General features: G+C 55.6%; 9 protein-coding genes. 1 reads left to right on the top strand and 8 read right to left on the bottom strand.

Annotated elements, in window-relative coordinates; translation table 11 throughout:
* Positions 1-178: 178 nt before the first annotated feature.
* The 8 genes from AC2TF6_RS10770 to AC2TF6_RS10735 all read right to left on the bottom strand — a co-directional run bounded on the left by AC2TF6_RS10770 (position 179) and on the right by AC2TF6_RS10735 (position 12,009).
* A complete protein-coding gene (locus AC2TF6_RS10770) occupies positions 179-1,165 on the bottom strand; it encodes a DMT family transporter (RefSeq protein ID WP_491310976.1) in 987 nt (328 codons plus the stop codon).
* A gap of 262 nt (positions 1,166-1,427) precedes the next feature.
* Positions 1,428-1,769, bottom strand: a complete 342-nt coding sequence (ytxJ, locus tag AC2TF6_RS10765; protein ID WP_491310975.1) for a bacillithiol system redox-active protein YtxJ — start codon at positions 1,767-1,769, stop codon at positions 1,428-1,430.
* A 173-nt stretch (positions 1,770-1,942) separates the two neighbouring features.
* Positions 1,943-2,356: a PaaI family thioesterase gene (locus AC2TF6_RS10760; protein WP_491310974.1), complete on the bottom strand. Its 414-nt coding sequence runs from the start codon at positions 2,354-2,356 to the stop codon at positions 1,943-1,945.
* 106 nt (positions 2,357-2,462) lie between these two features.
* The gene (locus AC2TF6_RS10755) at positions 2,463-4,151 is read right to left on the bottom strand and encodes a long-chain-fatty-acid--CoA ligase (RefSeq protein ID WP_491310973.1); all 1,689 of its coding nucleotides are present in this window, start codon (positions 4,149-4,151) and stop codon (positions 2,463-2,465) included.
* A gap of 30 nt (positions 4,152-4,181) precedes the next feature.
* Complete coding sequence (locus tag AC2TF6_RS10750; RefSeq protein WP_491310972.1) at positions 4,182-5,963, bottom strand: acyl-CoA dehydrogenase FadE; 1,782 nt, start codon at positions 5,961-5,963, stop codon at positions 4,182-4,184.
* A gap of 220 nt (positions 5,964-6,183) precedes the next feature.
* A complete protein-coding gene (locus AC2TF6_RS10745) occupies positions 6,184-7,368 on the bottom strand; it encodes an acetyl-CoA C-acyltransferase (protein ID WP_491310971.1) in 1,185 nt (394 codons plus the stop codon).
* 27 nt (positions 7,369-7,395) lie between these two features.
* Positions 7,396-9,795, bottom strand: coding sequence for a 3-hydroxyacyl-CoA dehydrogenase/enoyl-CoA hydratase family protein (locus tag AC2TF6_RS10740; protein WP_491310970.1), 2,400 nt, complete (start codon positions 9,793-9,795; stop codon positions 7,396-7,398).
* 45 nt (positions 9,796-9,840) lie between these two features.
* Positions 9,841-12,009, bottom strand: a complete 2,169-nt coding sequence (locus AC2TF6_RS10735; RefSeq protein WP_491310969.1) for a (Fe-S)-binding protein — start codon at positions 12,007-12,009, stop codon at positions 9,841-9,843.
* A 270-nt stretch (positions 12,010-12,279) separates the two neighbouring features.
* Here AC2TF6_RS10735 and fadR point away from each other — a divergent pair, with 270 nt between their 5' ends.
* Positions 12,280-12,864, top strand: coding sequence for a fatty acid metabolism transcriptional regulator FadR (fadR, locus tag AC2TF6_RS10730; protein ID WP_016423441.1), 585 nt, complete (start codon positions 12,280-12,282; stop codon positions 12,862-12,864).
* Positions 12,865-12,912 lie beyond the last annotated feature (48 nt).

Raw genomic sequence — 12,912 nt, 5'->3', positions numbered from 1 at the left:
CAGGCAGATTACCCAAATTAAGGAACTTTTATAAGAAATCTTTATGACCAAAACGAGACCAACATGACCCTAAATTCACTTTTACATGAAAAAAAGCCCCTTTGAGGGGGCTTTCGGTTACGCGCCGGCGTATTTTACAACCTTTTTTTCCATTCTATTAAGTAGGAATCCTGATCGTTCAGCTGTCGGTCAGAGAAGGCCGGGAAGCGCCCGTCCTCTCCTCCGGCATTTCAGGCAGGGGCGCGGGCACGGCGGGAGTCGCCACCATTTCGTCCTTCCCTTTCCTGCCCTGACTGCGGATAAACAGCCAGATGCCGAACAGCAGCAGGCAGCCCGCTCCGATCTGGATGCCGGTTATCGCTTCGCCGAGCAGGAAGAATGCGAGCACCGTCGAGCCGAGCGGTTCACCGAGTACGCTCATGGATACGGTCGCGGCCTTCACATATTTCAGCAGCCAATTGAAGAGGTAGTGGCCGAACATCGTCGGCACGATAGCAAGCAGCAGGAACATCAGCCAGTCCTTCTGCGAATAGCCCGTAAGCGGCGTTCCCTGCACAAGATTGTAGACGCCGAGAGCGGCGGCGGCCGCCAGGAAAACGAAGAAGCTGTAGACGAACGCGGACATGGACTGCCGCATCGTTTTGCCGAGCAGCATATGAACGGCAACGGCAGCGGCGCTGACGATGGACAACAGATCGCCTTTCAGGGCTTCCCCGGAGAACCGGAAGTCCCCCCAGCCGATCATGGCGGCCCCGATCATCGCGATCAGCATGCCGATCACCGTGCCCCAGCTGTTCTTCTGGCGGAACAGCCAGTACGCCCCGATCATCACGAAGATCGGTTCCAGCGTAAGCAGCGCCGTTGAAGAAGCGACGGTCGTATAGCTGAGAGACGCCATCCAGAGCAGAAAATGCAGCGCCAGGAACAAGCCCGAGCCGACCAGGCCGAATACCGATTTCCAGCGGATCGCTTTGATCTCCGCCGTGTATTTGAACAGAAACGGCAGCATAATCAGGTTGGTCAGCAGCAGGCGGTACATGGCGGTCACGGCCACGGGAGCCTCGCTCCAGCGGACAAAAATGGCAGAGAAAGAGATTCCGATAATGCCGACGATAAATGCGAGAGGCACCGGAATCATAGGTTTGTCGTTCGAATGTGTCGTCATGATTTCCGCGTTCCTTTACCAAGGGTCAATTTATGTACTCGGATCAGTATACCTGATTTGCAAAAGAAGGGCTATCCTTCGAGCAAAAAAATAACCTGAGCCCACCGGGGCAAAGGTTATGAAAAAAAGATCCGACGGACGGCTACTTTCCACGATACCCGTCCGTAAGAGAAGTATATCGTACATCACTTCGTATATATACGTGTATATATTACCAGCCTGACTAAATAGGCAGATGAATCCGCACCTCAATCTGATACGGTTAGTCCAGTACGGCGGAAATGTGCTTGGACGTTACCGACCAGTGGGAAGTGTTCCATTCCGCAAACTTGCCCTTCACGTAAATAATTTGCGGAGAAGCGTGCTTCACGCCGACATCCTCGGCAATTTTATTGGAGACCGGGCGGGATTCGATGACCTTGACGAGGTAGTAGTTTACTTTCTCGTTCGGGTTCTTGCCCAAATATTCGTCGTATTCTTCCAGTGCGCTGGCGCTGACCGGGCAAGTTGTGCTGTGCTTAAGCATGACGAAAGGCTTCTCCGCGGATTGATCGAAAATCTCGTTCCATTGTTCCAATGTAGTGACTTCAGTCCAATTTGCCATGTTGATTTCGCTCCCTTCCATTCTTCCTGTTTATAAGGATTATAAATAGTATAATGAATTATTCAATTGTACACAACCGGATCAAACTCCCGCAAACGACCGGCGCTCCCCCGTTTATGCAAAAAACCCGAAGAGATCGCCTCTTCAGGTTCTTTTTCAACTAAATCCGGCTCTCAGATTACCCGGAAGGTTCCGGTTCCGAAGGTGCCCAGGCGTCCTTCCGCATCCGTGACCCGGCCGATGGCCGTCAACATTTTCCGCGACTGGTGGACAATTTCCGCCGTCACGTACAATTCGCCGGGCTGCATGGGCGCCACGAACTGCACATTCAGATTCGTCGTTACGATTTTGTCGTCGGGTCTTGCGAGCATGAGCACGACGCCCATGGCGTTATCCAGCATGGAAGAGGTGACTCCCCCATGAACAATTCCGATCAGATTGAGATGATGCTGCTGGGCGACAAGCCGGACCACGACTTTGTCCGCGGCGGCCTCCACGATCTCACAGCCGAGATACTCCCAAAACGTATTTCTTGCACGTTCCATCAGTTGCTGAAACTGCGGGCTGACTGCATTCTTTGGTTCCATCGGGTTCCCTCCCTTCTCTATTAGCGCCATTATACCGGGATGTTACGGAAAGAAAAAGCCCCGCTGCGGGGCTTAAGCGATGGAGCGGGCCGGTAAAGCGGCTCCCTTATTCCTTCGCGGCGGAAATTTGCTGGAGCTCTTCTTCAAGCAGTCTGCGGCGCAGAACTTTGCCGACCATCGTTTTCGGAAGCTGTGTCCGGAATTCGTACCGGCGCGGAACCTTGAAAGCCGCCAGACGCTCCCGGCACCACGTATTGAGCTCCTCTTCCGAAAGGATTTCTCCTTCCCTTACGATAACGAAGGCTTTCACAGTCTCTCCCCGATAAGGGTCCGGTATTCCGATCACGACCGCCTCCTTGACGGACGGATGTTCGAAAAGAACTTCTTCGATTTCCCGCGGATAAATATTGAAACCGCCTGCGATAATGATATCTTTTTTCCGGTCCACGATCGAAAAATAACCTTCCTCGTCCACGCGGGCCATGTCTCCGGTGTAGAGCCAGCCGTTCTTGAGCACCGCCCCCGAGTCATGCGGACGGTTCCAGTACCCTTTCATGACCTGCGGCCCCTTCACGACCAGCTCGCCGATTTCGCCGATTCCCGCCTCCTCTCCGGTTGCGGGGTCCACGACTTTGGCTTCCGTATCCGGAAACGGAATGCCGATCGAGCCGATCTTCCTTCTTCCCCAGATGGGATTCGCGTGCGTCACCGGAGACGCTTCCGTTAAGCCGTAGCCTTCGATCAGGCGTCCGCCCGTAAGCTCTTCGAATCTTTCCTGCACTTCCAGAGGCAGCGGAGCGGACCCGCTGATGCACACATTAATGGACGACAAATCGTACGACCGGATGTCCGGATGATTAATAAGGGCAATATACATGGTCGGCGCGCCCGGGAATACCGTCGGCTTCAGCTTTGAAATGAGGCCCAGGATTTCGCTCACTTCAAACTTCGGCACAAGCACCATCATGCCGCTGCGGACGACCGCCTGATTCATGAGCACGGTCATGCCGAACACATGAAAGAATGGAAGCGCTGCCAAGTAGATTTCCTGCCCGTCTGCCGCCCTATAGAACCAATGCTTCGTCTGCAGCGTGTTGGCGATGAGGTTCATGTGCGTGAGCATGACGCCCTTCGAAAGCCCTGTCGTTCCACCGGTATACTGGAGCAGCGCCACATCCTCGGCCGCATTCACTTCCTCCATGACGGGTATCGCGGAAGACGCGGCAAGCAAGGTGCGGAAGGAACGGACGGACTCACTCCACGGAACGCTCAGATCCGCCCCGTCCCGCTTCGCTTTGATCGGGTACAGGATATTCTTCGGAAAAGGCAGATAGTCTTTCAAAGAAGAAACGATGATGTGCCTCAGGTGTGTTCTCGGCATAACCGCGGCGACTCTCCGGTACAGCAGATCCAGGGTAACGATCGCGACGGCACCGGAATCGAGAAGCTGATGCTCCAGCTCCCGCTCCATATAAAGCGGGTTCGTCTGAACCACCACTGCGCCGGCAAGCAGCGCCCCGTAATAGGCGATGACGCTCTGGGGGCAGTTGGGCAGCATAATCGCCACCCGCTCCCCCTTCTTGACGCCGAGCTGCCTCAGTCCGTTGGCGAACCGGTAGCACGCCTCCATCAGCTGGCCGTACTTGATTTTCTTGCCCATAAAATAAAGGGCAGGCAGCTGCGGGTTTTTCCCGGCCGCCTGCACCAGGAAGTACGCTAAATTGTGCCTGGGATACTCGTAAGTCGAGGCGACTTCACTTTCGTAGTGATGCAGCCATGGCTTAGCCGAATCCATACAAGATCATCCCTTTCGCGGGCCATATCGTCAGATGACGTATTTCTCAGCAGCTATGACACGAGCCGCAATTTCGCGCTTCAGTCCGACCGCATCGACCGGTGTGCTGCGCGTGAGCTTCTTCAGAACGGAGAGCTGGGTGCGCAGCACGTCGCCGGTTTCCATCGCGGCCAGCGTATCCTTGGCGAGACGCTCGATCTCGGCAAACGCCTCCTGAACGAAGACGTCCGTCATTTGGATCGCGTTCTTCGCTTTCACTTCGCCGGATTTCGCGATGAGCTTGCGCGTACGCACCAGCGTCGTTTCCATGGCGTAAATCTGAATCATCATATCCGCCAGGTTGCTGAGCACTTCCTGCTGCTTCTCCAGGTTCATGCCGTATTTCTGTACGGCGGAGCCCCCCGCCATCAGGAATACTTTTTTCGCCATAGCGGTCAGATGGGCTGCCTGCTCCAGCGTTTCGTCGAAAGTCTGGCCCGGAATAAGCTGCATCAGCTCGGACTGCAGAGCCTGCGCTTTGCCCATGAGATCAAGCTCGCCCTTCATCGCTTTCTTGAGCAGCGTTCCCGGAATGAGAAGGCGGTTGATTTCGTTCGTTCCTTCAAAAATCCGGTTGATCCGCGAATCCCGGTAAATCCGTTCGATTTTATACTCTTGAATGAAGCCGTAACCCCCATGAATCTGCACGCCTTCATCGGCCACGAAATCAAGGGATTCCGATGCGAATACCTTGTTAATGGAGCATTCCAGCGCATACTCGGCGATCGCTTTGGCGGACTGCTGTCCCGCTTCCGCGCTATTGTGGTCGAGATTCTGTAACGCCGTGTCGATCATGCCGGATGTGCGGTACACGATGCTTTCCGTTACATACGTACGGATATTCATTTCCGCAAGTTTCTTGCCGATCAGCGGGAAGGAAGAAATCGGCTGCCCGAACTGCGTACGGGTATTGGCGTATTTGGCGCTGAGCTCGATGGCTTCCTTGCTGGCGCCGAGACAGCCCGCTCCCAGCTTGAATCGACCAATGTTCAAAATGTTAAATGCGATAATATGGCCGCGTCCGACCTCCCCGAGCAGGTTTTCGACCGGCACATGCACATCTTCAAAATAGAGCGGGCATGTGGACGATCCTTTGATGCCCATTTTTTTCTCCTCCGGTCCGACGGAGAACCCTTTCAGATTGCGTTCCACGATAAAGGCGGTAAAATCTTTGCCGTCCACCTTGGCGTACACGATAAAAATATCCGCAAAGCCCGCGTTGGTGATATACAGCTTTGAACCGTTCAAGATATAATGCTGTCCGTCATCCGACAGCTTTGCCGTCGTTTTCGCGCCCAGCGCATCCGAACCGGAAGTAGGCTCCGTCAGGCAGTAGGCCGCGATTTTTTCGCCCGTGGCAAGCTCCGGCAAATATTTCCGCTTCTGTTCCGGCGTACCGAAGAAGACGATCGGCAGGGTGCCGATCCCGACGTGGGCGCCGATCGACAAGGCAAAGGCGGACGCTTTGGACAAGTTTTCGTTAATGACGGTCGAGCTGATTTTATCGAGCCCGAGTCCGCCGTACTCCTCCGGCACATCCGCGCCGAGCAGACCGATTTCTCCCGCTTTGCGCATCAGTTTGACGGTCAGCTCGTAGTCGAGCTTCTCAATTTCTTCGTCTTTCGGCAGCACTTCTCCTTCTACGAAGTCGCGGGTCGTCTCCATCATCATTCGCTGTTCTTCGGTGAAATCCTCCGGGGTTACGAGAGCGTTTACATCCAAATCTTCGATTACAAAACTTCCGCCTTTGGTTAACTTTCTCGTTTCAATCATATGCAATCTCTCCTTTAATGGATTCATATGCGAAGATAAGCTTGCTTTATTTCCGTTTCCGCCGCTTCCGGCTGACCGGTGGATGGTTCGGTTTACCCCCGCAAGGACGAAGCCGGTCTCTGGAGCCGTGAGGGTTCCAAAAGACCGGCTCACGGCTCCTTCAATCCGCGGACCCGTGAGCCGGCAAACCGTGCTTTGACGCCCGAACGACCGGGGCCCGTTATTCTCCGTAAACTTCAAACACCCCGGCCGCTCCCATTCCGCCTCCGATGCACATCGACACGACACCGTACCCGCCGCCTCTGCGTCTCAGTTCGTAAACCAGACTGGCCGTCAGCTTCGTGCCCGTACATCCCAGCGGATGACCGAGCGCGATCGCGCCGCCGTTGACGTTCACCTTCGCTTCGTCCAGCTTCAGCTCGCGGATAATGTGCACGCACTGGGAAGCGAACGCTTCGTTGATCTCGTACAAATCCACCTGATCCTGCGTGATCCCGGCCTGCTTCAACGCCTTCGGAATCGCTTCGATCGGCCCGACGCCCATGATCTCGGGCGCTACACCCGCCAGGGCGAAGGAACGGAATGCCGCGAGCGGCTTCAAGCCCAGCTCCTCCGCGCGCTCGCGGCTCATCAGCACAGCCGCCGCCGCGCCGTCGCTCGTCTGCGAGGCGTTGCCGGCCGTTACGCTGCCTTTCAGCGCAAAGGCGGGACGCAGCTTCGCGAGCACACCGGTTGTCGTATCGGCACGGACGCCTTCGTCCGTGTCGAGCACGACCGGCTTCTCCCAGCGCTTGCCGCCGGCGTCCACCCCTTTCACGCTCGTCTCGACGGGAACGATCTCCTCCTTAAACCGGCCTGCGGCAATCGCGGCAGCCGCCTTGCGGTGGCTCTCCGCCGCAAAGGCGTCCTGATCCTCGCGGGAGATGCCGAACCGCTGCGCAACGTTCTCCGCCGTGTGTCCCATGCCCATGTAAGCTTCGGGCATCTCCACGGCCAGCTTCGGATGCGGCGACAGCTTGAACCCGGTCATGGGCACGTGGCTCATGCTTTCCACGCCTCCGGCAATGATCACGTCGGCCTGCCTGAGCATGATCCGCTCCGCCGCATAGGAGATGGACTGCAGCCCGGACGAGCAGAACCGGTTGATCGTGACGGCCGGAACCGCAGCCGGGAAGCCCGCGTACAGGGCCATCGTCCTGGCGAAGTTCAGCCCCTGCTCGCCTTCCGGCATCGCGCAGCCAATGATGATGTCCTCCACGTCCTCCTTGCGCAGTCCCGGCGCCCGTCTGACCGCCTCGTTCAGGACGATGCGCCCGAGATCTTCGGCCCTCGTCTGGGCAAGACTGCCTTTCTTCGCTTTGCCTACCGGAGTGCGCACTATCGATACAATGACCGCTTCTTTCATTGTGTTCTCCCCTCGCTTCGTCCTGAATTAGTTGCGCAGCGGCTTGCCTTTGGACAGCATATGCTGCATCCGCTGCTGGGTTTTCGGTTCGCCGCACAAGCTCAGGAACGCCTCGCGCTCCAGATCCAGCATGTACTGTTCCGACACCAGGCTTCCGGCCGGAACGTCTCCTCCCGCGAGCACGTGCGCCAGTTTGTTCGCGATAAGCTGGTCGTGGTCGCTGATGTAACCGCCCAGCTTCATCGTATACGACGCGATTTGCAGCACAGCTTTGCCACTGTCGCCGACGACCCGGATCTTCTCTTCCTGCGGGAGCACATAGCCTTCGCGGTCCATAGCCAGCACCGCCTGCTTGGCGGTATAAATCCGGTGATCGCCGTTCAGAACGACGGAATCTCTAGGGCCCATATAGCCGAGCCGCTTCGTATCGTAGCCGCTGGCAGACACCTTCGCCATCCCGATCGTTTCGAAGTAACGGTTGATGTACGGCTGAAGATCCACCTCGGGATCGCCCGCGGCAAGCTGGCTGCTCCGCAGCGCCATTTCCTTGCAGCCGCCTCCGGCCGGAATGACACCGACCCCCACTTCGACCAAGCCGAAGTAGGTTTCCGGCGAGAAAATAATCCGGTCGGCCGGCAGACACGCTTCGACACCGCCTCCGAGCGTCATGCTGTGAGGCGCGGCGACGACCGGCTTCTCCAGCTTTTTCAGCGTCATCATGGAGTTCTGGAACAGCCGGATGATGCTGTCCACTTCATCCCACTCCCCGTCCTGCGCCTCCATGAGCAGGATCATCACGTTCGCTCCCACGCAGAAGTGACGGCCTTCGTTGGCGAGGACCAACCCGCGATAATTGCGCCTCACCTCTTCCGTGCTTTTCTGCACCATTGTCAAAATATCGGCGCCAATCGCATTGTTAGGCGAATGAAACTCCAGACACGCAACGCCGTCGCCGATGTCGATCAGACTCGCGCCGCTATTGCTCAGAATGACTTTGTTCTGCTGCTTGAACGCTTTTAGCGAGATATGCTCCGGACGCGTGTCGACTTCCTTATACGTGCCCTGGTTGTAATAAAACGTCATGCCATCACGCTTTTCGTAAAAACCGGTGTGTCCGGCCGCAAGCCACTCCTTCACCCAGGCGGGAACGGTATCGCCTTCTTGTTCCATTCTTTTGACCGAGCGCTCCAGACCGATGACGTCCCACAGCTCGAAAGGCCCCAGATCCCAGTTGAAGCCCCACTTCATCGCATTGTCGATCTCCACGATGGAATCCGCGATTTCCCCCAGTTTGTCGGCCGAATAAAGCAGGACGGGTTTGACCACGTTCCAGGCCAGCTCGGAATATTTGTCCGGGGTCGAGAGCAGCGTTTTGATTTTACCGGCCGTGCCTTTGGCGTTCTTGGCCGCTTCCAGTGACGCAGAGGAAATTTTCCGCGACGGCGCATATTCCATGGTCCCGAGATCGAGGGCCTGGATTTCTTTTCCTTTTTCATTTTTTATCTTCTTATAAAAACCCTGCCCCTTCTTCTCGCCGGTCCACCCCCGCTCCACCATGCCGGTCAGCTCCGCAGGAACGTCGAAAATCGTTTTCTCCGCTTCGTTATCGACCAGGTCGTAAACATTCCTTGCTACGTGAACGAAAGTATCGAGCCCGACGAGATCCAGCGTACGGAACGTGGCGCTTTTCGGACGTCCAAGTGCGGGGCCCGTTACGGCATCGACTTCTTCCACGGTATAACCTTTCTCCAGCATTTCCCGGAGTGTGACGAGCAGCCCGTACGTGCCGATCCGGTTGGCGATAAAATTCGGCGTATCCTTGGCCGTTACGACGCCTTTCCCGAGCCTCTTCTCGCAAAAATCAGCCATGAAGCGGAGAATTTCGGGATCGGTGGATTCTCCCGGAATGATTTCAAGCAGCTTCATATATCTCGGCGGATTAAAGAAATGAGTGCCTAAAAAGTGCCGCTTGAATTCCGGACCGCAGTCCTCCGCCATCGCTTGAATGGAAATCCCGGACGTATTGGAGGACACAATCGTTCCCGGCTTCCAGACCTGCTCGATCCGGGCCAGGAGCTGCTTCTTCACGTCCAGGCGTTCCACGACCACTTCGATAATCCAGTCGACGCCCGATAATCGGGCCAGATCGTCTTCCAGGTTTCCGGGTGTGATGCGCGCCGCAAACGCTTCGCTGTACAGCGGTGCCGGATTCGTTTGCTTCAGCCTCTCGATCGCTCCCGCCGCCAGGCGGTTTCTCACTTTCGGCTGCTCCATAGTCAGACCCGCTTTCGTCTCCTCGTCCGTCAAAACCGTCGGAACAATATCCAGCAGCAGGCACGAAATACCCGCACCTGCCAAGTGTGCCGCAATGGCCGCTCCCATCACGCCGGAGCCGATAACGGCCGCTTTCTGAATCTGATTCACCATGTCGGATTCCCTCCTGATCTTCGTCTGCCGTCCGGCCGCTTGATCTTACGAAACGGTCTTGGACGGCGCCGGTGCCTTCGCACCAAATACGGATTCTTCGAGTATTTCTGCGATATCCCGGGTTTTGACCGTTTCTTCGGCTTCTTTCAATTTCGTGCCGTCTTCCATCATGGTCAGGCAGTACGGACAAGCCGATGAAATCACCGTCGGGTTAACCTCCAGCGCCTGCTCGGTCCGGGCCAGGTTGACTCTCTTGCCGGCCGTTTCCTCCATCCACATCATGCCTCCGCCCGCGCCGCAGCACATCCCGTTCTCACGGGAACGGGTCATTTCAACCAATTCCACGCCGGGAATCGCTTTGAGCACATTGCGGGGCTGATCGTAGACGTTATTGTAACGGCCGAGGTAACACGAATCGTGATACGTGATCCGTTCGTTCACCTCATGGCTCGGAGTCAGCTTTCCGGTGCGGACCAGTTCATCCAGAAGTTCCGTATGGTGAAGAACCTCGGCTTCCAGTCCGAATTCGGGATATTCGTTCTTCAAGGTGTTGTACGTATGCGGGCAAGTAGTCACGATTTTGCGCACCCCGTATTTCCGGAAAATCTTACTGTTTTCCTCGCAGAGCTGCTGGAATAAAAACTCGTTCCCCAGCCGCCTCGGGGTATCGCCGGAGTTCTTCTCTTCGTTGCCGAGAATAGCGAAATTGACGTTCGCTTCATTCATAAGGCGGACGAAGGAACGCGTGATTTTGCGGCTCCGATTGTCGTAAGAACCCATCGAACCGACGAAAAACAGAATGTCGAATTCCGGGTTTTCTTTGACCGTCGGAACGCGGAGTTCGCCTTCGGGATCGATTTCCTGCACCCATTTGGCCCGGTCGTTGCGCGAAATTCCCCACGGGTTGCCCTGGCGCTCGATGTTCTGCATGGCCCGCTGGCCGTCATGCGGCATGGAGCCCTGCATCAGGACGAGATGCCTGCGCAAATCGACGATTTTGTCCACATGCTCGTTGGCTACCGGACACTGGTCCTCGCAGTTGCGGCACGTCGTGCAGGACCAGATTTCCTCTTCGGTCATGACATCGCCGACCAGCTCCATCTCCTGTGGCTTTTTCCCCGTCGTCACCCAGGAGTGCTTCTGCGCGTTCATCGTCGGACCGATATCGGTGATGCCCGAGCCGTTCCATGCGCCCAGCTCATGTCCATCGGCGTTCATCTCATGCACCGAACTCCCCGAGAAAGCGAAAGCGGGCACCCAAGGGGATTTGCTCGTAACCGCCGCCCCCTTCTCCGTCAAGTGATCGCGCAGCTTCACGATCATATGCATCGGCGAAAGCATTTTACCGGTGCCCGAGGCGGGACACACGTTGGTGCAGCGTCCGCATTCCACGCAGGCATACAGGTCAAGCATCTGCTTCTGCGTCAAATCTTCGATCTTACTCAGGCCGAAAGATTCAGCTTCCTCGTCTTCCAAATCCAGCTTCCGCAGCCGTCCGGCAGGTTCTCGTCTTTTCAGCAAAATGTTAAGAGGAGCCGTAATGAGATGAAAATGCTTGGACTGGGGCACATAGACCAGGAACGCCAGCAGAATGAGCAGGTGCGCCCACCAGAACACGTGATACAGAACGGCGGCCGCCCCAAGAGGCATCCACTCGAACGCAGCGGCCAACACGGACGAGATCGGTGCCATGGCGGAAGGCTCCAGCTCTTCCCGGATCCGGTCGAAAGCAAGCGTGAGAAGCACCGAAACCATCAGGCTGAAAATAAAGTAGACGACCAGGCTCGGCTTCCATCCTCTCTTCAGCCGTTTCAGCTTCTCTCCGTACCGGCGGTATGCGGCGTAACCCATGGCGATCAGAATAGCCGCCACCGTGATTTCCTGGATCAGACCGAACGCTTCGTAACCGGGAAGCGGCAGCCCGTGACCGGAAAGCCCTTTGACGATAATATCCAGCGCGCCGAACTGAAGAATAATGAATCCGTAAAAAATGACCATGTGCATGATGCCGCTTTTCTTGTCCTTGAGCAGCTTCGTTTGGCCGAACACTTGAACGGCGAAGTCTTTCAGCCTTTCCTGAAGCTGTCCTCCCCAATCGACCGGCTGTCCGAGCTTCACATATAGGTAACGGTGGTACACCGCTTTGGCGAACAGGTAAACGCCGAATCCCGTCACGCCCAGAAACAGAATCAACTGCACGATCGCTCCCAGCATCGGAAACAACCCCTTTCTCGGATGCTATACACGTTTTCTCATTTCCACCATATAAAGCGTTTACATGTCCCCGGCAAACAAAAGCATGGTTCTCCTGACTAACGTTCGGATCAAACATGCTTTTCTCATGGTGCCACAACCTCGGAACTTCGCCTTAACAGCGGGTCATTCAGTCATTGACATTGCCCTGGATCTATTTTATGATGGTTGTAGAAAATGAATGAGTATTCATTCACTATTTAATTCGTATTTTAGCACCGAGGTGATTCCATGACAAGCAAAAAAAAAGAAAAATATGATTTAATTCTCGAAGCTGCGTTGAAAGTATTCGCCGAACACGGGTTTCACCGCTCTCAGGTTTCCAAGATTGCCAAAGCGGCCGGCGTCGCGGACGGTACGATTTATTTGTACTTCAAAAGAAAGGAGGATATTCTCATCTCCTTGTTCCGTGAGAAACTCGGTGAGCTTGTAGGCAAGTTCCATATGCATATCGAGCAGACCACCGGCGTTAAGGAAGCGCTTCGCAAAGTTTGCGAGATCCATTATACGGAGCTGGAAAATAACGTCGATCTCGCCTTCGTCACTCAGATCGAGCTTCGGCAAAGTTCGCTTGAGCTTCGCAAAGAAATAGGAAAAGCCGTTAAGCCGTATATTGAATTAATCGAGAAACTTCTTGTGCAGGGCGTCGAGGAGAAATTGTTCCGGGCCGATCTCGATGTGAAGCTGACCCGTCTGCTGCTGTTCGGGGCGATGGACGAAGTCGTCACCTCCTGGCTCATTTCCGGACGCAAATATTCGTTGTCCGCTCAGGTGGACGGCACTGTACAGTTCTTTCTTCAGGGAATTCAGGCTTAAAAGTCGATTATCCATAGAGGATACTCATTTCAAAAGAGGAAGGGGACA

This window comes from Paenibacillus sp. JNUCC 35 (genome assembly GCF_058269095.1).
The sequence above is the reverse complement of the archived record's forward strand: the minus strand, read 5'-3'. Positions and strand labels throughout refer to the sequence as shown.